This is a genomic window from Streptomyces sp. ISL-1 (genome assembly GCF_018614585.1).
Classification (GTDB): Bacteria; Actinomycetota; Actinomycetes; order Streptomycetales; family Streptomycetaceae; genus Streptomyces; species Streptomyces maoxianensis.
Genome location: NZ_JAGGOI010000006.1, coordinates 198,052 through 220,176, shown reverse-complemented (window position 1 = coordinate 220,176; position 22,125 = coordinate 198,052). Strand labels below are relative to the sequence as shown.

The following is a 22,125-nucleotide window of genomic DNA, read 5'->3' as shown; positions in this document are numbered from 1 at the left end:
GTGCGGTATGCGGGAACTACGGATCTTTTTCGCTTTAATCCGCATTCACCGACATTCCTGTGCCCGAGTTTCCTGCGCTGAATGATTCCTACGCTGGGAAGAAGAGCCCGTGAGTGCCCAACCGCCGCCCGAACGCCCCACAGGACCTCCGTCAGGCCCGCTCTCGGGCCAGTCACAGGACCGTCCCACCCGGCCCACGCCCCCACCTGGCCCCCCGACGGGGCCGCCGAGCGGCGGCGGATCGGGCGGCGGAGGATCGGACGGGCCGGGCGGCGGCGGCCCGGCGCAGGACTCCGGCGAGGGCCCCCAGCGCCCCTGGTGGCGATCGGTCCCCAGAATCGCGACGATCGCCATCGCGGTGGTCGCAGCTGTGGTGCTGGCCATCGTCTTCACCCGCCCAGGGGGACAAGGCGCGGTCGCGGCCGAAGAGATCGTCAGGGACCCCGTCAATTCGTCGGGCGAAGCTCCGTTCACGCCACCGTCGACGGTCGAAGAGGCCCCCACCGGGGAACCGCCCGCCCCGCCGACGACGAACCTGCGTGGTTCGGACGCCGGCGTCTACGGCGGGACGCAGCGGGTAGCCAGCTGCGACATCGAGAAACAGATCAGCTATCTGTCCGCGGACCCGGCCAAGAACAGCGCGTTCGCCTCTGCCCTGGGCCTCAGCCCCTCCCAGGTGCCCGGGTATCTGCGGTCGCTGACCCCCCTTCGGCTGAGCTATGACACCAGGGTCACCAACCACCGCTACAAGGACGGCGCCCCCAGCGCGTATCAGTCGGTGCTGCAGGCCGGTACGGCCGTCCTGGTCGACGACCACGGCGTCCCGCGCGTGCGCTGCGCATGCGGCAATCCGCTGAAACCGCCCGTCAAGGTGGAGGGCAACGTCCGGCTGACGGGCCCCACGTGGCCCGGATTCCAGCCGACGAAGGTGGTGCAGGTACAGCCCTCCGCCACGGTGATCGACGTCTTCGTCGTCTACGACCCGCACCGCGACGACTGGTTCGAACGGAAGCAGGGTGACCAGCAGGGCCGCCACGACAAGAAGGTCCCGCCGCCGCCCCGGCCCAAGCCGCCCCACTCCCCCTCCCCGCACACGACCTCTCCGTCCGGCGAGCCCCCGACCAAGTCGCCGCCGTCCACGAAGTCCCCGGCGCCGAAATCCCCGTCACCCAAGTCCCCGGCGCCGAAATCCCCGTCGCCCGAGCCGCCCACCTCGAAGCCGCCCGAACCCGAGCCGCCACCGCAGTCGGACAACTCGGCGCCTGCGCCGCCACCGGCCGATACGCCCGCCTCCGAGACCATGGCCTCCAGCGCATCGAGCCTGCCCGTGGACTCCGATGCCGCTCGGGACTCGTCCTCGTCGTCTCCCGCCTCGGTGGAGTACTAGTGGAGTACTAGAGGCGGACTCAGTGGCAGGTGTCCCAGGCGGGCTCCTCAGCCGAGTTCGAGTGTGGTGACGCCGTAGACGCGCTCGGCCCGGACCGCGGGGACCGGGCCGGTGTACATGCGCACGGTGTGCCAGCGGGCTTCGAGACCGCGTGCCGTGACGAGTGCGCCGGAGGCCTGCTGGGTTTCGGGAATGTCGATGGTGACCTCGTCCTCCGGGCCGGCGTGGGCGCTGAGGGCGTCGAATAGGGCTTCGGCGTCCTCGGGGGTGTCGGCGAACAGGGGTCCGATGCGAAGGCCCTCGAGCGCCGGTCGGATCACGCCGTAGCCGCTGATGCGTCCCTCCCGCAGACGGGCGTACGCGATGTGACCGGCAGCGGTCAGCCAGCGGCTGACGAAGGCGGGCCGCTGGGCGGGGAAGCACTGTCCGTCGTACGCCGCGATCGCGTCGATGTGCTCCGGGGCGACGGGCACGACCCCGGCCCCGGCCGCCGAAGTGCCGGACCGCTCCGGGCGCCCGCTGTAACGAATGGTGTCGTTGGCGGACTTGAACCCGGCGCGTCCGTAGGTGGCTTGCTGCGCGGGCACCGCGTCCAGGCCGACGGTGCGGGTCCCGGCGTGCGGGAAGGCCGCGCGCCAGGTGGCGAGTCCAATGCCCTGCCCGCGATGGTCGGGATGGACCAGGTAGTAGCCGAGGAACGCGTACCGATCGGAGTACCTGACGATGGAGACGGCCGAGACCGGCCGGGTGCCCAGGCGTCCGATGAAGAAGCCCGCGGGGTCGGTGGGATGGAAGCAGGCCACGTCGCCGCGGCCGGGATTCCATCCTTCCCCGGCGGCCCACTCAGCCACTTGATGCCATTCGTCCAACGAGGCGCCGGTGACGGTGAGTTCACCGGGGCCGCCGGGAGGGTTCCCGGCCGCGCGCTCATTGGTGGAGTGTGGCCGGGGGGCTTCGCCAAGGGGGTTCATACCGTCTGTGCGTCCTTTCAGATGGCTTTCAGATGGCTTTCAGAAGGTGGCGGGTGCGGCCGTGCCATGCGGCCTGATGGTGGTTGCCGCGCCGGTCAGATCAGGTCCATGGCGGCGACTTCGTCGGGGCTGCCGTAACTGACCGGCCCCTGGAAGCGGCGGCGGGCGGTGGCGAACCACCACACCGTGGCGATGAGCAGTACCACTCCCAGTGCGATCGGCGCGTAGTTGAACGTGATGGAGGTGATCGGAGAGACCTGGGGCAGCATGAACAGCACACTACTGATCACGATCCAGGTCACCGCGACTCCCGCGACCAACTTGCCGTACCGGCCCAGGTTCCATGGACCCGGCTCGAAGTCGTTCAGCCGCAGCCGCAGGAAAATGGGCACACCGTAGGCGAGGTAGAGGCCGACGACATTGACGCTCACAATCGCGGTGAAGGCGGTGTGGGACCACCAGGCCGGAATGATCAGCACCAGGGGGCAGGCCGCCGCGAGCCATACCGCCTTGACGGGCGTACGGGTGCGCAGGGACACCGAATGCCACCAACGGGAGCCGGGCATCGCCCCGTCGCGGGAGAAGGCGAAGATCTGGCGGGTATTGCTCGTCATGTTGGCGAGGCCGCAGAACAGCATGGCGCCGATCACGATCAGCAGGAGCAGTTTTGCGGTGCCCACGCCAAGGCCATCGATGAGAATCTGCACCGGCGGCGCGGCCGAGCTCGCGGTGGCGGCGTAGTCCCGGATCGCGTACACGAGGGCGAGCATGAGGATCAGACCGGCGCCCGCGGAGCAGGCGATGGCCCGCATGATGCCCTTCGGCGTGTTGACGGTCGCCTTAACGGTCTCCTCGGACATGTGAAAGCTGCCGTCGAACCCGGTGAAGGTCCAGCTGGTGACGAGCAGACCCAGCATCGCGGCATAAATGCCGTTGCTGAAACCGGTGTTGTTCACGAAGTGGGTCATGAACGACGCCGGCTGGTGGTGGTCGGGCACCGCCGTCAGAGCGACGACGATCACCACCATGCCGATCAGCAGCCACCACACGGAGATCCGGTTCACCAGCGCGACCAGCTGCACGGTGTAGGTGTTGGCCAGCGCCTGGATCAGCAGGATCACCGCCGTGATGAGGACGGTGCGCTGCGCCGTCACCTCGTAGCTCGGCCACTGCATCGCGATGAACGCCTGGATGAAAGTGGCGGCGGCGTAGCCGGTGGCGGCCGTTCCGCCCACCTGGCCGACGAAGTTCAGCCAGCCGGTGTACCAGGACCACGCGCCGCGATGCCGTTTGGCGAGCTTGCCGGCGGAGAAGTACAGCGCGCCGCTGGTCGGATAGGCGGAGGCGATCTCGCCCATCGCGGCGCCGACGAACAGCACCATGACCGATACGCCTATCCAGCCGAAGATGAGAATTCGCGGTCCGCCCGCTCCCATCCCGAAACCGAATGCGGAGAAGATTCCCGAGATGATGTTGATGATGGTGAACGAGATGGCGAAATTGTCGAACGCGCGGAATCGCCGGGTGAGTTTCCGCGGGTATCCCATGGCATGCAGTGTCGCGTCATCGTCGAGGGTGACGGGATCTGCATGGCGACCGGATTTCGAGCGAGTGACAGATGTGCGCTCGGACACAACCGCAACCTTTCTGATGGGGCGTGCGGACGGTGGGACTGAGAGCGGTGGGGACATCGGTGGAAATTCAGGCGGCGCTGGGGGTCGGGAGTCCGCACGACCGTCTCGCTCTGGTCAGCTGCTCCCCAGGGGCGCCGAACGCGCTCCAGGGCATCCGGGAGGCATACGGACCCATTGCCGTGAGGACTTCCCGCGCCTCGAATTCGCGCTTCGCCATGTACAGCGCGTGCGCCAGATACGACAGGTCGAGGACGGGGGTGAAGCGATAACCGGCCACCTTCGGCAACCAGTGGTTGTAGCTGCCCATGGCCGTTGCCAGCCACTGGGACTGCTCCCAGGTGCGGTCTGCAAGCAGAGCGGAGGCGTCGTAGTCCTCCACGAGGGCGACGAGCGGCAGCAGCCGCAGTGGCGAGGAGGCCGGCGCCCGGTGGCCGAGGAACGAGGCGACGTCCCACCGCGCGCTCGCCGTCCCGCCGTGGCGGGTGAAGAAGAAGGCCAGAAACCGGTGGTGCGCCTCGCGGTGCCAGGGGTCGAGCCGGAGTATGTGGGCGAACAGCTGCCAGGGGCCGGGCGGCGCGGTCAACAGCCCCTGCGGCGCGGGGTCCCGGGGCCGCCGAAGCCGGGAGAGCGCCAATTGGGCCACCCATGGCGTGGGGTCACCGGGCAGCAGCCGCGCCGCCCGCTCGCACGCAGTCTGCGCGATGCCTACGAGAGTGCCTGCCCGTCGGTCATGGGCGTCGGCCATCCGTAATGCCCTGAGCATCGCCACCCGCGCCCAGAGCAGGGCCGCCTCGGGGCTCCGCTCCTCGGACAGCCATCGCTCGGCGAGATCGGAGTCCGCCGCTTCGGAGGCCAGCACCAGCGACCGATGGGCCCGCACCTCGAAATCATCGCGAGCATCCTTGAGTGCTTCGTGTGCGCCGAGGTATCGACCCGCCTTCACGTCCATACAGGCTCGGGCCAACTGGCGGTCGTCGGCAGCCGGATGCCACACATACTGCCCCTCGAACGAGCCAGCAGCCACGAACTCCTCCCGTTCCCGCAGTCGACGCGACCCATGCACATATTCTGGCCAGGCAGAATTCAGCCGGAACACATCCGTAGATCCACCGGCAGCGAGCACACCCTACTCACCATCAAGTGGCAGCGAAAACGGCGGTCCGGAATATCTGGTTCCCACTCATTTAGGCGCGCGGACATCGGCGTCGGCGAAGCTGTTTCCGAACCACACGGCGATGAGCGCGGCTTGGCATATGCATTTCTTCGCGAGGCATCCACGCGGATTCCCGGTTGGTTGAATGACGGAACATAACCCGCCGCTCGCGCGCGGGCCTTCTCCGTCCGCACCCGCTCGGCGGAGAGCGGCTCGTGACCGGGCCGTTGACAGGCTTCGCACCGCCATGACATCTTTCCCGAGCCCGGTCAGACAACGTTGTCAGCAAGGGGTGCGCACATATGCGACGGACAGCCGGTCGGATACGTACGAGAGCGGCTCGGCTGGTGGTCGCCGCCCTGCTGGCCGGCGGCCTGACCGGCCCGGGCGCCCAGGCCGCCGGGGCCGCGCCCGCGGCCGGCGCGACCGACCTGGTCAACCCCTTCGTCGGCACGCAGAACTTCGGCAACACCTTCCCCGGCGCGAGCGCCCCCTTCGGCATGGTCCAGGTCAGTCCCGACACCGGCGGCCAGGGAGGCTACGACTATCAGCAGAACAAGATCCACGGCTTCAGCCAGACCCACCTCTCCGGCGTCGGCTGCGGTGTCGCGGGTGAGTTGCCGATAATGCCGACCACCGGCGCGGTCGACCGGGTGAACCCCGACGACTACCGCTCGGAGTACTCGCACGGCGACGAGAAGGCCGAACCCGGCTACTACCGGGTGGGCCTCAAGACATACGGCATCGACGCGGAGCTGACCGCGACGCGGCGAACCGGCTGGCAGCGCTACACCTTCCCGTCCACCGGCGCCGCCAACGTCCTGTTCAACACCGGCAAGGCCAACCAGAAGGTCCACGACTCCGAGGTGCACGTCGTCGGCGACCGCACCGTCGAGGGCCGGGTACACGCGGGCAACTTCTGCGCCGGCAAGGACGACCACACCGTCTACTTCACGGCCACCTTCGACCGGCCGTTCAAGACCCATGGCACGTGGCGCGGTTCGACCCCCGAGCCCGGCGGCCGCGACGCAGCGGGCGAGGGCGGAAACGGCGCCTGGGTGACCTTCGACGCGAACGCCGACAAGGACGTCGTGGTGAAGGTCGGCCTGTCATACACCGGCGTGGAAGGGGCCCGGAAGAACCTGGCGGCGGAGACGAAGGATTCATACGACTTCGATGCCACCCGAGCGGCCCTGCACCGCACATGGGAGGAGCAGCTCGGTTCGATCCGGATCAGCGGCGGTTCGCGGGACCGGCAGAGCGCGTTCTACACCGCGCTCTACCACGCGCAGCTGCACCCGAACCTGGCGGGCGACGTGGACGGCCGCTACGTCGGCTTCGACCGCAAACCCCATACGGCCGAGGGCTTCACGCCGTATCAGAACCTCTCCCTGTGGGACACCTACCGGCCGCAGAACCAGCTCCTGGAACTCCTTGAGCCCGGCGTCGCCCGCGATGTGGCGCTGTCCGTGGTCGCCATCGGCAAGGACGGCGGCTGGCTGCCCCGCTGGGCGCTCGCCAACAGCGAGACCAACATCATGACCGGTGATCCGGTGACACCTTTCCTCGTCGAGGCCTGGTCGAAGGGGATGTTGGCCGGGCACGAGGAAGAGGCGTACGCGCTGCTGAAGAAGAACGCCACCAGTACCCCGCCCGCGCACTCCCCGTACAACGGCCGCTCGGGCGTGCACTTCTACAGCGAGCGCGGCTATATCCCCTCGGGTCTCGGCCTGGGTGAGGACTGCGCCGACAAGGGCGGCGACAACGACTGCAACCACCCGGTCTCGGCCACATTGGAGTACGCGGCCGCCGACGCCTCGCTGGCCCTGATGGCCGAAGGGCTCGGTCATCGGGCGGACGCCGCGATGCTCGCCGCGCGCGGCCAGTGGTACCGCAACCTGTGGGACTCCTCGATCGGCCAGTTCCGCCCCCGTACGACGCAGGGCACCTGGGTGACGCCGTACGACCCGGTGGAGGCCGGCCACCAGTTCCACGAGGGCGGCGCCCACCAGTATCAGTGGCTGGTGCCGCAGGACCCGGCGGGCCTTGTAGGTCTGATGGGTGGCAGGAAGGCCGCCGAGAAGCGGCTCGATTCCTTCTTCGTCCACGACAAACTGCTCACGGACCCCGCGGGCACCGCGCGCAACGACTGGATCTCCCAGCCGTACGACTACTACGGCAAGCCCACCTACAACCCCAACAACGAGCCGGATCTGCACGCCCCGTACATGTATCTGTGGGCCGGCGCGCCCGCGAAGACCGCGACCGTCACACGGGCGGCGATGACGCTCTTCACCAACGGCCCGGACGGCATGACCGGCAACGACGATCTGGGCACGATGTCGGCCTGGTACGTCTTCTCCTCGCTCGGTCTGTACCCGACGATGAGCGGCGCGGACTTCCTTGCCCTGTCCAGCCCGCAGTTCGAGTCGGCGACCGTCCGGGTCGGGCAGTACGGCGGCAAGCAGGGCGGCACGCTGAACATCACCGCCCCCGGGGCGAGCGACGACCGGCGCTACGTCCAGTCCGTGGCACTCAACGGCCGTGATCTCAGGGCCACTTGGCTGGACTGGGACGCCATCGCGCACGGCGGGCGGCTGGCCCACCGGCTCGGGACCGAACCGTCCTCGTGGGGCGCGGGCAAGAGCGCCGAGCCGCCGTCCGTCGACGCGGCGGCCGGAGCCGACCGGCGCCGGCACCTCGACGCGTCGCTGCGTACCGCCTCGGACGCCGTGCCGACGGGCGGGAGCGTGCAGACCGCGCATCTGGCTGTGGATGTGCTGGCCCAGTCACCGGGCGAAGTGCGGGTGTCCGTCGCGGCGAAGGTTCCCGCCGGGTGGGCTCTGAAGACGCCCTCGTCCGTCACGCTCAAGTCCGGCCGGCTGCCGGTGCAGACGACGGTCCCGCTCGCGGTGACAGTCCCGGCGGGCACCGCGGTCGGCTCGTACCCAGTCCGGGTGACCGCCTCGGCCGAGGGCATGCAGGCGGTCGTCCGTACGGCCACGGTGGAGGTGAGGGCCGCCGCGAACTGCGCGGGCAGTGGGAAGGACGAGTGCGCCGTGGACCTGGCGGGTGCCGTGAACCATGACGGCACTGCCACGAAGGACCGGTCCGGCGAGGGCAACTTCGACGGTATGGGCTGGAGTTACGACGCCGATCTGCTGCCGAAGGCCGGGGCTGTCGCCTTCAACGGCGTCACCTACCACGCGCCCGACCCGTCGGGGACAGTTCCGAACTTCATCGAGGCCCGCGGCCAGGCGCTGCTTCTCCCTGCCGCCGCCCGCTCCTCACTGCATCTGGTCGCCGCCTCCCACAACGGGCCGGTGGCCACCACCGTGAGCGTCCGCTACGCAGACGGCAGCAGCGCGGACGTGCCGGTCACGATCGGCGACTGGGCCGGTTCGACGCCGTCCGGCAGCACTGTCGTCCTCGACATGCCGCACCGCATCAAGGACGGACAGGGCGTCGACGGGCCCTCCGTACGGCTGTTCGGCGACACGGCGCGGCTCGACGGGACGAAGACAGTGCGCTCCTTGACGCTGCCGGACGATCCCCGGGTCGAGGTGTACGCGATCACACTGAGGTGATGAACTCCGGCCCGGGGGAAGCCCGTTCAGCTCTCCGCTGCGAAGTGGACGGCGTCGCCCGCCGTGATCTCCGCTCCCATATTGCGCTGCATCATCCGCAGCGCGGCGTCCGCCAGATCGGCGTGTATGTGCGCGACGGCATCCTCGGCCACGGTCACGTGCAGATGGCGGATGTGTGCGTCCAGGGCGGAGTACAGCACGCACTGCTCGGTCACCTGCCCGCAAAGAATCACATGGTCGATTCCCAGTTGTCCGAGCAGATAGGAGAGGGGCGTCTCGTAGAAGATCGAATGCCGCGCCTTGACCACGAAGAGTGATTCTTCATCGGGCCGGATCGGTTCGACCAGATCGGCGTGGCGGCTCGCAAGCGCGGTCTCGAGGATCTCGCCGTGATGAGATCTCCACTCGCCGAAATTGTCGTTCACATAGATCACGGGAACCTCGTGCGCGCGGGCGCGTTCCAGCAACTGGACGACAGCGGGCACGATCTTGGAGACCGAAGGAAGCAGCAGCTGGGCGTCGGCATGCTCATAGGTGTTGATCATGTCGATGACAATGAGTGCTTTCTTTCCCATATGCACCATCGTCGCACTCCCCCAGGCCGGTCACCGCTCGGCAGGGCGCCGGCCTGGCCGGGGCCCTAGTCGTCGGAGCCCGGCACCTCACGAGGCTCCAGGGGCCGGGTGGCCGGGCCGTGCAGCACCGACCCGTCCGTGCCGAAGCGGGAGCCGTGGCAGGGGCATTCCCAGGTCCGCTCGGCATCGTTGAACTGCACCAGGCAGCCCAGGTGCGTACAGCGTGCGGAGAGCGCACTGGCGTGTCCCGCCTCGTCGCGGTAAACGGCGCACCGCCGTCCCTTCAACCGCACGACGGCTCCGCTGCCGGGCGGGATGTCGGTCACCGAGTCGACGTGGCTGGTGTGCAGGCGGTCACCGACGAAGTGTTTGGCGACAGCGGTCTGGAACCGTGCGAGCTGGGCCGTCTCACGCACCTGGGGCAGCCTTCGAGGGTCGTACAGCTCGGTCCACGTCGGCCGGCCGCCGCCCGCGATGTGGGCCGTGAGCAACCGGCCTGCCATCACCCCGTTGCTCATGCCCCAGCCGCCGAAGCCCGTGGCCACATAGACGTGTTGTGTCCCGGGGTGGGCGTGTCCGACGTACGGCAGATGGTCGCTCGAGTCGTTGTCCTGCGCCGCCCATCGATACGTCACGTCCGCGTCGGCGAAGCCCACAAGCCGCTGTCGCGCCCAGGCGTCGAGGCGCACGAACCGCTCTCTCACACCGCCCGCTCCCGGCTCGAACGACTCCCCGGTGACGATCAGCAGCCGCCGCGTCGCGTCGTAGGGTGCGCTGCGCACGGACCGCACCGTGTCCTCGGGGCTGAAGTACATGCCGGTGGGGGCGGTTTGGGACGGCACCGGTGCCGCGACCACCAGTTCGCGTCGGGGCTTGAGCCGGGTGAAGAGCATCGTGCGGTCGAAGATCGGGTAGTGCGTCGCGATGACCGTGTCGCGCGCCTCGACCGACGCCCCGTTCTCAGTGGTCACGCGGCAGCGGCTGCCGTCGTGGAGCCCGGTGACGCGGGTGCGCTCATGGATGCGGCCTCCCGCTTCGGTGATTCGCTCGGCCAGGGCCAGCAGGAACTTCCGTGGGTGGAACTGGAGTTGATTCTCGACGCGCACCGCGGCGGCCACCGGGAAGGCGAGTTCCGTCTCGGTCACGTACGACGCGTCGAGTCCTGCCCGCCCGGCGGCCTCCGCCTCGGCCTTGATCTCGTCCGCTCGCCGCGGATCCTCCACGTAGGTGTGGGCGGGGGCGCGCTCCAGGTCGGCGTCGATGCCGAGGTCGGCGCAGAGTGCGGCTGTCCGGTCGACCGCGTCCTGCTGCGAGAGCGCGTACAGCGCGGCGGCGTCGGCGCCGCGCTGGGCCTCCAGCCGCGCGTAGGCCAGACCGTGCAGGGCGGTGAGCTTGGCCGTGGTGTAGCCGGTCACGCCCGCGGCGATCCGGTCGGCCTCCAGAACCACGACGTCCAGGCCTGCCCGGACCAGGTCCCAGGCGGTGCAGAGACCGGCGATGCCTGCTCCGATGACGGCCACGTCCGCGGTCGCGTCCGCGCCGATGGGCGGATAGCCCGTGCCTGGCGTCGTGGTCATCCAGTACGACTCGTCAACAGTCGGGCGCTGTTCAGCCATGTCTCCTCCTCGACCTCCAGTGGCCCACCCGGGCTTCGTGGTGCGCGTCCGCCTCCTCGGGCCGTATGAACAGCTCGGCGATCGGGTGCCCGGGCGCGGCGCCGGCCAGGGCCGGCATGCCCTCGGCTGTTGCGGCGGGGGCGGCACGGGGACCGAAACGCTCAGAGAGAGGTGCAAGAAATGCTAGTTGCATGAATTTCTCCCGCAATGGCCGGGTACTGCGTCCCTGCGAGTACCCGGAAGACCATGAGTCACACTGCGCATCCGCCGGAACGGAAAGGGACAGCCCATGTCAGCGACTGAGGAGAACCCGGATCAGGGAATCGACCCGGCCCGTCTCGACGATCATGATTTGCTGCGCGAACTCGAAACCATCCACCGCAGTCGCCACGACACCTTGCTGCACGGCTCGGCTGCCGCGCTCAATGCCCACAACATCCGGATGGCCCAGTTGGAGGCCGAGTATCTGCGCCGTCATCCGCAGCGTCCGGTGACGCCGGGCAGGACGCGGGCCGGTGCCCGCGCCCGGGAGGAGTGAAAAGCGTCAGCTCTTCGCGAACTCCGCCGTGAAAGCGGTGTCGAACGCCTTCAAGTCGGCCGGCTTCCGGCTCGTGATCAGGACGTTCGGGCCGGCATCGCAGATCTTCACCTGCTCGTCGACCCACTCGCCTCCCGCGTTGCGGATGTCTGTGCGCAGGCTGGGCCACGAGGTCAGCGTCCGGCCCCGCACCACGTCCGCTTCGACGAGCGTCCACGGCGCATGGCAGATCGCCGCCACCGGCTTGCCCGCCTCGAAGAATTCCCGTACGAACGCCACCGCCCGCTCGTCAAGGCGCAGCGCGTCGGGGTTGGCCACCCCGCCGGGCAGCACGAGGCCGCCGTACTCGTCCACGCTCGCGTCGGCGACCGTCACGTCGACCGGAAAGGTGTCCGCCTTGTCGAGGTGGTTGAAGGCCTGCACCCGGCCGGGCTTGGTCGAGATCAGCCGGGGTGTGTCCCCGGTGTTGGTGACCGCCTCCCACGGGTCGGTGAGTTCAATCTGCTCCACGCCTTCGGGTGCCGTCAGAAATGCGACCCACATGTGATCACCCCTCATTGTTCGGGTTCGCCAGGCTGATCTCGGCGAGCGCCGAGTCCGGGTTCTCCGAGACAGCGATATCTCCGATACTGACCACGCCGACCGGACGGCCGTCCTCCACCACAGGCAGCCGACGTACCGCACGGCTGCGCATCAGTCTGGCCGCGGCCGCGACCCCGTCGTCGGGGCCGACGCACACCGGGTCGCGCGTACACACCGCCCCGACGCTGACGGTCAGCGGGTCGTTGCCGTCCGCGATCACCCGCACTGCGATGTCACGGTCGGTGATGACTCCGATCAGCCGGTCGCCGTCGGCGACCAGTACGTCTCCGATGTCCTGGGCGCGCATCAGCCGGGCCGCTTCGACCAGCGAAGCGTCAGGCCGTACAGCCACCACTCCGAAGGTCATGACTTCCCTCACGAACTGTGCCATGGCTGCTCGCCCGCTCTCCCTAGGCTTTTCGGCGCTCTTGGGCGCTCTTGGGTCGGAGACTGTGAGACCCCGCCTGAAGTACCCCGGGCAGGCCACCCCATGCCTGGGAAATCAACAGAGGGGAAAACAATTCAAGGTCCGAGTGCTCCGCGTTTGAAGGCGCCGGGGCCGGGGACTCGTTGAACCGGCCGAGCGGCCATGGGATGAAGTACAGAGCTTTGGGCGCGGACAGTGGTCCGCGCCCGAGGCGTATCCGCGGCCATCGCCGGCCGCGGGACATCCGTCAGATCCGTACGGCGCACAACACGAAGCACGACACAAGGAGAGAAGCAACATGACGGTTTTGAAGAGCACCCTTCCCGAACCTGCACGTCAGGTCACCGGGGACGCGCTTCAGGGCACCCTCGTCGACCTGCTCGGGCTCTCGCTCATGGCCAAGCAGGCGCACTGGAACGTCGTGGGCCCGCGTTTTCGCAGCATCCACCTCCAGCTCGACGAAGTGGTCGCCTCGGCACGCTCCTACGCGGACACCGTCGCGGAGCGCGCGGCGGCACTGGGCATCTCCCCGGACGGGCGCGCCGAGACTGTCGCCGGGACCGGCTCGGTGGCCGAACCCAAGGAGGGCTGGCTCCAGGACACCGAAGTCGTGTCCCTGCTGGTCGAGGCCTTGGAGGAAGCGGTCGTACGGCTGCGCGACCGCATCGCCGCGACGGAGAAGGCAGATCTGGTGACCCAGGATCTGCTCATCCAGATCACGGCCTCGCTGGAGAAGCAGCGCTGGATGTTCCAGGCTGAGAACTCACCGCTCTGACGACGGTCGGCGGCGGCCGTCCCGAGCCTGCGTGGATCAGAGCGGAACGGGCACTCGCCACCGTATGAACCGACGCCAGGGGCACCACCAGGGAGACCAGGGACACGAGGGAATTGTTCTCGACAGCACCCTGTCCTTGTGGACCCACGGCTACGCCTGGCTGCCCGACCTCAGGCGGCGCACCGGGGACAAGCCGGTCCGGACACGGTTGCTGGGGCGGCCCACGACCGCGGTTCATGGTCGTGAGGCCGTGCGGTTCTTCTACGACGAACAGCATGTGAAGCGGCGCTCGGCGCTTCCGGGGCCAGTCCTCGACACGCTCTTCGGCCACGGCGCGGTCCACACGCTCGACGGCCAGGCGCACGGGGCACGCAAGGCGCTGTTCCTCTCGCTTTTTAAGGACGAAAACGCGGTCGCCGCGCTGGTGGAGCGCGCCCTGTCGGAGTGGGACCGCGCGGCCGGCTCATGGGCCGAGCGGCCCCGGATCGAACTCTTCACCGAGTCGAGCCGGGTCATCACCCGCGCGGTGTGCGCCTGGGCCGGGATTCCCCTCCGTGACGAGCCCGATGGTCCTGACGGCCCGGACGGCCGGGACGGCCCCGAGGCCGGTGACCACGCAGACGACGAGGTGCGCCGACTGGCGGCCGACCTCGTGGCCATGGTCGACGGATTCGCCACCGCCGGCCCGCGCCACTGGCGAGCACGTCACGCGCGCGCCCGCGAGGAGGGATGGCTGGGGACGCTGATCGAGAACGTACGGGAGAAGGAGCAGGCCTGCGAAGGGGAAGCGGAACGCGGCCGCTCGGCGCTCGAATCCGTGGCACTGCACCGCGATGAGGCCGGGGATCTGCTCGACACGCACACCGCGGCGGTCGAGGTGCTCAACATCATCCGCCCCACGGTCGCGGTGGCCTGGTTCGTGACCTTCGCCGCTCACGCGCTGCACCGCTGGCCGCACCTCGGGGAGGCGCTGCGCAAGGGCGACCCCGCGTACGCGGAGGCCTTCGCCCACGAGGTACGCCGCTTCTATCCGTTCGTACCGTTCGTGGGCGGTCTCGCTGCCGAAGACCTTCAGTGGCACGGCACCACTATCCCCGCGGACTCGGTCGTCCTCCTGGACATCTACGGAAACAACCACGACCCCGAGTTGTGGAGCGACCCCTACGCCTTCGACCCGTCGCGCTTCCTGGGCAGTACCCCGGCGAGCGACGAGCTCATCCCCCAGGGCGGCGATGAGGCCGCGACGGGCCACCGCTGTCCGGGCGAGGACATCACCGTCGCTCTTCTGCAGGCTCTGGCGACGCGACTCGCGTCGATGAACTACCTCGTCCCGCAGCAGGACATGACGATCCCACTGCGCCGTATGCCGACCCGCCCCCGCAGTGGCTTCGTCCTGTCCGTGCACCGACCCGGGTGAGCCGCGCGATGTGCGCCGCGATGTCCCCTGCGACGTCGGTCAGGCTTTGAGGAAGGCGAGCAGGTCGTTGGTGAATGCCTGCTCGTAGTCGCCCGTCAGACCGTGCGGCGCGCCCGGGTAGACCTTGAGCGTGGCGTCCTTGACCAGCTGTACGGACTTGTGGGCGGCGGCCTTGATGGGCACGATCTGGTCGTCGTCGCCGTGCGCGATGAGGGTGGGGACGTCGATGCGCTTCAGATCCTCGGTGAAGTCGGTCTCCGAGAACTGCTTGACGCAGTCGTACGCGGCCTTCGAACCGACCTGCATACTCTGCAGCCAGAACGCGTCCCGGGTGCCCTTGGAGACCTTGGAGCCCGGCCGGTTGGCGCCGTAGAAGGAAGCGCTCAGATCCTGGTAGAACTGCGACCGGTCGGCCGCCACCCCGGCCCGGATCCCCTCGAAGACCTCCAGCGGCAGCCCCTCGGGATTGGCGTCGGTCTTCAGCATCAGCGGCGGTACGGCGCCGAGGAGTACGGCCTTGGCGACGCGGGCGGTGCCGTGCCGGCCGATGTAGCGGGCCACCTCGCCGCCGCCGGTCGAATGCCCGACCAGTACGACCTCGTTGAGACCGAGCTTCTCGATCAGCTGGGCGAGGTCGTCGGCGTAGGTGTCCATGTCGTTGCCCTGCCAGGGCTGCCCCGAGCGGCCGTGTCCTCGCCGGTCGTGGGCGACGGCGCGAAACCCGCTCTCGGCGACGAGACGCAGCTGATCGTCCCAGGCGTCGGCGTTCAGCGGCCAGCCGTGGCTGAAGACGACGGGCTGTCCGCTGCCCCAGTCCTTGTAGTAGATGTCGGTGCCGTCGGTGGTGGTAAAGCTGCTCATAGGTCCTGCTCCTCTCGTTTCCGGACGGGCATTGGCCTCGGCGACCGTCTCGGGGCGTCGGGCCAGGACATCAGGGCCCCCCGTCGAGCGCTCTGTCAGTGGTCGTCCCAGTGCCCGTCGTGGCCGGCGTGCCGGTGACCGTCGTGGAGATAGTCGATGTGGTCCCCGTGGGGCACCGCCACGTGTCCACATCCCTCGCCGTGCTGGTGCGCGTGGTCGCCGTGCGTGGTGTGCCCGCCGGGCTCGCACTCGTCCACATGGTCGTCATGGACTCGGTGGAAGTGTCCGTCGTGGGCGTAGTCCACATGGTCGCCGTGCGGGAGCGCGACATGGCCGCAGCCCGCACTGTGCTGGTGTACGTGATTGGGATGAGGGGCGTGTGCAGTAGTCATCAGATTCCCTGGTTGCCTTTCGGAGCCCAGCTGCGATCGAACGTTTTGCGCCACTGGCTCAATTCTCCCCTTCCGTGAGACGCACTGCAGCCCCTAACACGCGAGGGGTCACCCGGTCGTATGTTCGCGTCGCGACGTGCCCGGTCCGGACCGAAGTGCTGATTATCGTGATGCTCTGTCACGGACAACCGGAGCAGACATGCACAACACGGAAGAACTGACGGACCGGCCGCAGAGCGAACAGGTTGTTGCCCCGGTCCATCACGCGCATCACCGCCTCGGACGCTCCGCTGTCGTCGTCGGCGCGCTCTCCCTGCTTCTTCTCGTCGCACTCGGCCGACTGTTCGACGCCGACCAGTGGCTGACGCACCCCGGCTTCCGCGCATGGCAGACGATCTGCGTCGCCATCGCCGTGCAGGCTCTGCCGTTCCTCCTGCTGGGCACTGTGATCTCCGGCGCCGTCAACGCCTTCGTACCGGCTCATGCGTTCAGCCGGATACTGCCGCGCAACCCCGCGCTCGCGGTGCCGGTGGCGAGCGCCGCCGGCGTCGTACTGCCGGGCTGCGAATGCGCGTCGGTGCCGGTCGCCGGGAGCCTGATCCGGCGCGGTGTCACACCGGCTGCCGCCTTCGCGTTCCTCCTTTCGGCGCCTGCCGTCAATCCGATCGTGCTGGCGTCCACGGCCGTTGCGTTCCCCGGCAGTCCGGAGATGGTCGCCGCCCGCCTGACCGCTTCGTTGGCCACGTCCGCCGCCATGGGCTGGATGTGGCTGAAGCTCGGACGCTCGGACTGGCTGCGGATGCCGCCCCGGCATACCGGCCACAAGGACGGGCACAGCCGATGGGAGGAGTTCCGGCTGGGCTTCCAGCATGACTTCCTGCACGCCGGCGGATTCCTGGTGCTCGGCGCCATGGCGGCCGCGACATTCAACGTCACCGTGCCGCGCTCGGTACTCGAGACCTTCTCCGGATCGGCCTGGCTGTCGGTGCTCTTCCTCGCCGGCCTGGCCGTCGTTCTGGCCGTCTGCTCGGAGGCGGACGCCTTCGTCGCCGCCTCACTGACCGGCTTCTCCCCCACCGCCAGGCTGGCGTTCATGGTGGTGGGCCCGATGGTCGACCTCAAGCTGATCGCTCTGCAGGCGGGAACTTTCGGCCGGGCCTTCGCCGTGCGGTTCTCAACGGCCACAGCGGTGACGGCAGTCGTATGCAGCGCACTCACCGGGTGGTGGCTGCTGTGAAGCGGACCGTCCAGGCAGCGCTGCTCCTGCTCACCGGGGCGGGGGTACTGCGCGTCTCCCTGTTCAGCGACATCTGTCTGCGCTACGTCAAGGAAGGCCTGCAGCCCTTCCTCATCGTCTCCGGCGTCGCCCTGGTCGGTCTCGGCCTGATCGGCGCGGTACGCGACGGACTCCCCTGCGCCGAGAGGCGCCGCTCGGGCGACGCGCACCGCAGCGAAGCTGCGTACGCACACGAGGGGCATGAGGGGCACGGACACGACCACAGCCACGGTCCGCGTATCGCCTGGCTGTTGCTCCTGCCCACGCTCGCCCTGCTGTTCTTCGCACCGCCGGCGCTCGGCTCGTACACCGCCGCGCGCGACAACGCCAAAGTCGTCGAGGACTATTCACGCTTCGAACCCCTGCCGTCGCGCGGTCCGGCGCCGCTCTCGCTGACGGAGTTCATCGCACGGGCGCAGCAGGACGATCGGCAGAGCCTCATGGGGCGCAGCGTGCTTCTGGCAGGGTTCGTCACACCCGGCAAGGGCGGCGCATGGGATCTGACCCGGCTGCTGGTGGCCTGTTGCGCCGCGGACTCCCAGTCCCTGACGGTCACGATGCACGGTGTGAAGGCGCCTCCTGCCGACACGTGGGTGAAGGTGACCGGCACCTGGCACCCGGAGGGAACGCTGGGCACGGCCTCTGCGGCCATCGCCCTCGACGTGACCTCGCTTCAGCGGATCCCACCGCCTCCCAGCCCTTACCTGGACCGGGTGCCGGTCTCCAACTCGGTCTCACCTGAGGCTGGTTGAAGCGACTCCGGGTGTCCGGCCCGGCCGGCACGAAGGACGGGCTGTCGCCCGCCGGCACAGCGCCGGCGGGCTCAATCAGGGCCAAGAGCTCACGGGCTGGATTCCTCCTCCGGGGGCGGTGCGGGCACGATGCCGCGTGCGATGCCCAGGTCCACGAGGTCCTGCGGGCGCAGGCGAAGCTGATCGGCCGTCGCACGAGTCGCCTCGGGCCCGCGTTTGAGGATCGCGGCGGCCTGCTCCGGGGCTATGACCGAGAAGTAACTGTCGGGCGTGACCCAGGTGTTGTGGGGTGCTGCGAGCGCGAGCGCGCCACCGGAGCCGCCCTCGCCGATCAGCAGGGTGGTGACCGGCACGCGGGCGGTGGCCACGGCGCCGAACAGGTCCGCGATGGCGGCGCCCGCTCCGGCACGTTCCGCGTCGGCGTCATTGGCGGCGCCCGGTGTGTCGATCAGGGTGAGCACCGGGACGGACAGCCGGTCGGCGAGACGGATCAGCCGGGCCGCGGTGCGGTAGCCGGCCGGAAGTGTGGGGGTGCCGCATTGAGCGGCGTACGCGATGGTGCGGCCCTCATACAGGCCGAAGCCGCAGAGCATCCCACGGTCCACACCTCCGCAGCGGTCGCCGCTGATCGATTCGCGGGTCTCGAAGTACGCGTCGAGACAGGCGGCGGCGCGGGGCCGGCGGGGGGAACGGGCCTGGAGCACCGCGTCCCAGCCGGTGGCGGGGAGTCCGGCACGGCCCAGGGCACGGGGCGGCGGCGCGGGCTGGAGGGAGCGCCTGGACTCGGCGGCGTGGTCTGCGGCCGGCGGCCGCCCGGCGGCGTCCGACGCGGCGGGCAGTGGCGTCGGGGATCCGCCGGTCAGCAGCCTCAGCCACCGTGCAAGCGTCCCGGGCAGCTCCTCGAGCCGCACCACCGCGTCTACATGGCCCGCCGCCCATTGCGCCTCAGCGGTGTACGCATGCGGGTCCGCCTCCGGCGGGCGTACGCGCGAGCCGGCGAAGCCGATCTGGGCGCCGGGCAGCGCCAGGATCACGTCCGCGCCCGCGCCCAGCGTCGCCCAGCCGCCGCCCGTCGTCGGGTCGCGCACCACCGCGACCTGCGGCAGCCCGGCCGCGCGGGTCAGTGCGGACTGCCGTGCCACGCGCTGGAGTTGGGCCAGCGCGCGCATCCCCTCCTGCATCCGGCTGCCGCCGGTCGCGATCAGCGAGACGACGGGCAGCCGTCGCTCTCGCGCATGCGTGTACGCCGCCTCCAGCCTGTCGCCGGTCTGCTCGCCAAGCGAACCGCCCAGAAAGCCGAACTCGAAGGAGATCAGCACCGCTTCGGTGGCCCCGACCAGACCGGTGCCGCAGACGACCGACTCCTGTTCGCCGGTGCGTCTCGCGGCGCGGGCGCGCTGCTCGTCGTATCCCTGCCAGGCGATGGGGCCGTCGGGGGCGGACATGCCCTCGGGGACGGGCAGTTCGGTGAAGCCGGATGCCACCCGGGCGATGGCGTCGCGGGCCGTGAGTCGGTCAGCCATTCAGGGCTCGCTTCATGACCTTGCCCATGTCGTTGCGCGGCAGGGCGTCGAGAAAGCGCACGTCACGGGGGCGTTTGTGCGGGGCGAGCTGGGCTGCGACATGGGCGGACAGCTCGTTGGGCGCGGGTGGCGAGGACGGGTCGGCCGGCACGATCCAGGCGACGATCCGTTCGCCCAGGTCCGCGTCCGGCTCCCCGGTCACCGCCGCCTCCCGTACGCCGGGGTGGTCGAGCAGCACATTCTCGATCTCGCCCGCGCCGATCTTGTAGCCGCCGCTCTTGATGAGGTCGGTCGCCTTGCGGCCGACGATCCGGACACACCCGTCGGCGTCGAGGCTCGCCATGTCCCCCGTACGGAACCAGTCCCCGTCGAAGGCCGCCGCGGTCGCGTCGGGCCGGTTGAGATACTCCGTGAAAAGGTTCGGCCCGCGCACCTGGATCTCGCCGATTCCGTCGCTCTCGTCGACCAGCCGCAGCTCAACTCCCCTGAGGGGCAGGCCGACCGTGCCTGGCCGCGGCTCGCCGCCGGCCGACGGGGACGGCCGGGTGTCCGGAGGCGTCCACCGGGACGAGCACAGCATCAGCGTCTCGGTCATGCCGTACCGCTCGATGACTGTGCGGCCGGTCGCCGCGGCGATCCGCTCATGGTCGTGCACGGGCAGCGCGGCCGAGCCGGAGACCAGCAGCCGGGCCCCGGCCAGGGCCTTCGCGAGCCGCGGATCGCCGGGAAGTGCCTCGGCGATCCGGTGATACATCGTCGGCACGCCGAACAGCATCGTGGCACCCGACTCCAGCTCGCACGCCACGCCGTCCGTGCTGAACCGTCCCAGATGCCGCACCGAGCCGCCGCGGCGCAGCGGTCCAAGGACGCCGAGGATCAGCCCATGGACGTGGAAGAGCGGCAGGGCGTGGACGAGGACATCGTCGGCGGTCCACTGCCAGGCGTCCTCAAGGGCGTCCAGGGTGGCGGTGATGGCGCGGCGCGGCAGCACGGCGCCCTTGGGCGGGCCCGTGGTGCCCGAGGTGTAGACGATGAGGGCGGGCGCCTCGTCGGACGGCTCGGGCGCCAGCGGCGCCCGAGCCCCGGTGGTCTCGATGTCCGTACGCGGCAAGGCGCCGAGCGCCGGGGGCAGTTCTGCGCCCGGCTCCGCCAGTACGAGTGAGGGCGCGCTGTCCCCGACGATGTGCGCCAGCTCGCGCTCGCCGGTCTTCGGGTTGAGCGGTACCGCGGGCACACCCGCCAGCAGCGCGGCCACCACGCCGACCGCCGTCTCCAGGGTGGGCGTCGCCCAGACCGCGACCCTTCGCGCGTCGGTGATCCGGGCGGCCAGCGAGCCTGCCGCCGCGGCCAGTTCGGCGTGGGTCAGGGACCGCTCGCCGAACCGGAGGGCGGGCAGCGGCGACCCCGCGGCGAGGGCGGGGAAGAGAGGGGACACGCGTCGTTCTCCTTGCTGTCGTCGAGGTCGGCCGGTCGTGCGAAGCCCGGCATCACGATGATCCCTCCGTACCCCGTCCACTGCGGGAAAACCGGCTACGAATCCCGGTCGCCGGGCGCGTAACGGACGAGGGTGTTGTCGGTGCAGTCCAAGGAGTGCGTGGACAGCAGCCGGAGCGCCGCACCGGTCCGGCGCCGAAGGCCGGCGTCCCGTCGCCGACGACGACCGGCCCGAGATGCTGCGGGGCCGCCACGAATGCGCGCTCCACGCTCTCCCGCCGCAGGTAGCGCAACTCGGGGTCCACGTCGCCGGGTTCGGCCGCCGGCTCGTCGTCCGGAAATCCGCCGGGCGGCGGGCCGCACGCAGGCGTTGGTGCCGACGCGGTAGAGCCGGCCACGCAGTGAACTGCGGCGCTCGAAGCCGGACAGGCCCCGCCAGGCCGCGAGCAGCGACTCCTGCAGCCCGTCCTCGGCATCCTGCACCGAGTCCGGCATCCGGTAGCGGTGGGCGTACAACTCGCGCCGGTGGCCGGCGACCAGCTCCTCGAAGGCCGCCGGGTCACCCTGGCGGGCCGCGACCGGCAGTTCCGGCTCCGGGAGCACGTCCACGTCGTCCATCGCGACCATCATCACGGTGGGGCGCGGTATCCGCACCCCACCGCCACTCAGCCGGTGATCCGGAACGAGTCGATGTGATCGGTGCCTTCCGTGCGGGGTGATCAGTGCCTTCCGTGCGGGCGCGTCAGCGCATCGGGTCGACGCCCTCGCGGCGCCCCCCTGCGCGGACTCGGACGCGACGGGGTGCGCTGACGTCCATGGCGGCCATGGCCAGACCGAGCAGCAGGGCCACGACGCCGACGATGACGTTGTTGACGATGGTCCGAGTGATGTCGACGTTACCGACGACGACCCACGGAGAGATGATCGTCCATACTCCGATGGCGATCGCGCACCAGGCCATGGCGTGTGTCCGCTCGTATGCCGAGCCGAACCCGCCCATGCACAGGACATAGGCGGCACCGGTGATCAGGTTGCACACGGCCAGCGTGGTGAGGCCGTTGAACCCGACTATCCACGGCGATGCGGCCAGGTACAGGCCCGTCAGCAGGGCTGCTGTCTCGATCGCCTGGGCACGGGGGGTAGCGGTCGCCCGTTCGAACCGGGCACGCATCTCGGCCAGATCGGGGTGTTGCTCGATGCTCGGATGGGTGGTCATTGCGGGCCG

General features: G+C 69.7%; 20 protein-coding genes. 7 read left to right on the top strand and 13 right to left on the bottom strand.

Features of this window, described 5'->3' with window-relative positions:
- Positions 1 to 109: 109 nt before the first annotated feature.
- The gene (locus tag J7E87_RS05230) at positions 110 to 1,387 is read left to right on the top strand and encodes a DUF6777 domain-containing protein (protein ID WP_215090368.1); all 1,278 of its coding nucleotides are present in this window, start codon (positions 110 to 112) and stop codon (positions 1,385 to 1,387) included.
- 47 nt (positions 1,388 to 1,434) lie between these two features.
- On the opposite strand, the gene J7E87_RS05225 is transcribed toward J7E87_RS05230, so the two are convergent.
- The 3 genes from J7E87_RS05225 to J7E87_RS05215 form a co-directional block, all read right to left on the bottom strand.
- Positions 1,435 to 2,358 carry a GNAT family N-acetyltransferase gene (locus J7E87_RS05225; protein WP_215090366.1) on the bottom strand — a complete coding sequence of 308 codons (924 nt, stop codon included), beginning with the start codon at positions 2,356 to 2,358 and terminating at the stop codon, positions 1,435 to 1,437.
- Between the two features lie 95 nt (positions 2,359 to 2,453).
- Positions 2,454 to 3,905: an amino acid permease gene (locus J7E87_RS05220; RefSeq protein WP_215090364.1), complete on the bottom strand. Its 1,452-nt coding sequence runs from the start codon at positions 3,903 to 3,905 to the stop codon at positions 2,454 to 2,456.
- Positions 3,906 to 4,059: 154 nt separating this feature from the next.
- Complete coding sequence (locus J7E87_RS05215; RefSeq protein WP_215090362.1) at positions 4,060 to 5,016, bottom strand: hypothetical protein; 957 nt, start codon at positions 5,014 to 5,016, stop codon at positions 4,060 to 4,062.
- Positions 5,017 to 5,447: 431 nt separating this feature from the next.
- On the opposite strand from J7E87_RS05215, the gene J7E87_RS05210 reads away from it, so the two are divergent.
- On the top strand, positions 5,448 to 8,732 hold the full coding sequence (locus J7E87_RS05210) for a GH92 family glycosyl hydrolase (RefSeq protein ID WP_215090360.1): 3,285 nt from the start codon (positions 5,448 to 5,450) through the stop codon (positions 8,730 to 8,732).
- Positions 8,733 to 8,758: 26 nt separating this feature from the next.
- Here J7E87_RS05210 and J7E87_RS05205 read toward each other — a convergent pair whose 3' ends face one another.
- Together J7E87_RS05205 and J7E87_RS05200 are read right to left on the bottom strand one after the other, a co-directional pair.
- Complete coding sequence (locus tag J7E87_RS05205) at positions 8,759 to 9,307, bottom strand: cysteine hydrolase family protein (RefSeq protein ID WP_215090358.1); 549 nt, start codon at positions 9,305 to 9,307, stop codon at positions 8,759 to 8,761.
- 65 nt (positions 9,308 to 9,372) lie between these two features.
- Complete coding sequence (locus tag J7E87_RS05200) at positions 9,373 to 10,923, bottom strand: FAD-dependent oxidoreductase (RefSeq protein WP_215090356.1); 1,551 nt, start codon at positions 10,921 to 10,923, stop codon at positions 9,373 to 9,375.
- Between the two features lie 289 nt (positions 10,924 to 11,212).
- On the opposite strand from J7E87_RS05200, the gene J7E87_RS05195 reads away from it, so the two are divergent.
- Positions 11,213 to 11,461 (top strand): DUF6158 family protein, encoded by a 249-nt coding sequence (locus tag J7E87_RS05195; protein WP_215090354.1) that lies wholly within the window; start codon positions 11,213 to 11,215, stop codon positions 11,459 to 11,461.
- A gap of 6 nt (positions 11,462 to 11,467) precedes the next feature.
- On the opposite strand, the gene J7E87_RS05190 is transcribed toward J7E87_RS05195, so the two are convergent.
- Together J7E87_RS05190 and J7E87_RS05185 are read right to left on the bottom strand one after the other, a co-directional pair.
- Entirely contained in the window at positions 11,468 to 12,004 is a 537-nt protein-coding gene (locus J7E87_RS05190; RefSeq protein ID WP_215090351.1) for a type 1 glutamine amidotransferase domain-containing protein, read from the bottom strand.
- Positions 12,005 to 12,008: 4 nt separating this feature from the next.
- Positions 12,009 to 12,434 (bottom strand): CBS domain-containing protein, encoded by a 426-nt coding sequence (locus J7E87_RS05185; RefSeq protein ID WP_215090349.1) that lies wholly within the window; start codon positions 12,432 to 12,434, stop codon positions 12,009 to 12,011.
- A gap of 334 nt (positions 12,435 to 12,768) precedes the next feature.
- Between J7E87_RS05185 and J7E87_RS05180 the strand changes: the two genes are divergently transcribed.
- Together J7E87_RS05180 and J7E87_RS05175 are read left to right on the top strand one after the other, a co-directional pair.
- A complete protein-coding gene (locus J7E87_RS05180) occupies positions 12,769 to 13,245 on the top strand; it encodes a Dps family protein (protein ID WP_215090346.1) in 477 nt (158 codons plus the stop codon).
- Positions 13,246 to 13,309: 64 nt separating this feature from the next.
- Positions 13,310 to 14,662, top strand: a complete 1,353-nt coding sequence (locus J7E87_RS05175) for a cytochrome P450 (RefSeq protein ID WP_215090344.1) — start codon at positions 13,310 to 13,312, stop codon at positions 14,660 to 14,662.
- 39 nt (positions 14,663 to 14,701) lie between these two features.
- On the opposite strand, the gene J7E87_RS05170 is transcribed toward J7E87_RS05175, so the two are convergent.
- Both J7E87_RS05170 and J7E87_RS05165 read right to left on the bottom strand, forming a co-directional pair.
- A complete protein-coding gene (locus J7E87_RS05170; protein ID WP_215090342.1) occupies positions 14,702 to 15,523 on the bottom strand; it encodes an alpha/beta fold hydrolase in 822 nt (273 codons plus the stop codon).
- A 95-nt stretch (positions 15,524 to 15,618) separates the two neighbouring features.
- Positions 15,619 to 15,915 (bottom strand): hypothetical protein, encoded by a 297-nt coding sequence (locus J7E87_RS05165; protein ID WP_215090341.1) that lies wholly within the window; start codon positions 15,913 to 15,915, stop codon positions 15,619 to 15,621.
- A gap of 199 nt (positions 15,916 to 16,114) precedes the next feature.
- Here J7E87_RS05165 and J7E87_RS05160 point away from each other — a divergent pair, with 199 nt between their 5' ends.
- Positions 16,115 to 17,152: a permease gene (locus tag J7E87_RS05160; protein WP_215090339.1), complete on the top strand. Its 1,038-nt coding sequence runs from the start codon at positions 16,115 to 16,117 to the stop codon at positions 17,150 to 17,152.
- Positions 17,149 to 17,943: a TIGR03943 family protein gene (locus tag J7E87_RS05155; RefSeq protein ID WP_215090331.1), complete on the top strand. Its 795-nt coding sequence runs from the start codon at positions 17,149 to 17,151 to the stop codon at positions 17,941 to 17,943. The genes J7E87_RS05160 and J7E87_RS05155 overlap by 4 nt, the downstream gene beginning before the upstream one ends.
- Positions 17,944 to 18,032: 89 nt before the next feature.
- Here the strand turns inward: J7E87_RS05155 and J7E87_RS05150 are convergent, their stop codons facing one another.
- The 4 genes from J7E87_RS05150 to J7E87_RS05135 form a co-directional block, all read right to left on the bottom strand.
- A complete protein-coding gene (locus tag J7E87_RS05150) occupies positions 18,033 to 19,466 on the bottom strand; it encodes a carboxyl transferase domain-containing protein (protein ID WP_215090328.1) in 1,434 nt (477 codons plus the stop codon).
- Positions 19,459 to 20,901, bottom strand: coding sequence for an acyl-CoA synthetase (locus tag J7E87_RS05145; protein ID WP_215090326.1), 1,443 nt, complete (start codon positions 20,899 to 20,901; stop codon positions 19,459 to 19,461). The genes J7E87_RS05150 and J7E87_RS05145 overlap by 8 nt, the downstream gene beginning before the upstream one ends.
- Positions 20,902 to 20,996: 95 nt before the next feature.
- Positions 20,997 to 21,518, bottom strand: coding sequence for a sigma factor (locus tag J7E87_RS05140; RefSeq protein ID WP_215090324.1), 522 nt, complete (start codon positions 21,516 to 21,518; stop codon positions 20,997 to 20,999).
- Positions 21,519 to 21,642: 124 nt separating this feature from the next.
- Positions 21,643 to 22,116 carry an SPW repeat protein gene (locus J7E87_RS05135; RefSeq protein ID WP_215090322.1) on the bottom strand — a complete coding sequence of 158 codons (474 nt, stop codon included), beginning with the start codon at positions 22,114 to 22,116 and terminating at the stop codon, positions 21,643 to 21,645.
- Positions 22,117 to 22,125: the final 9 nt, after the last annotated feature.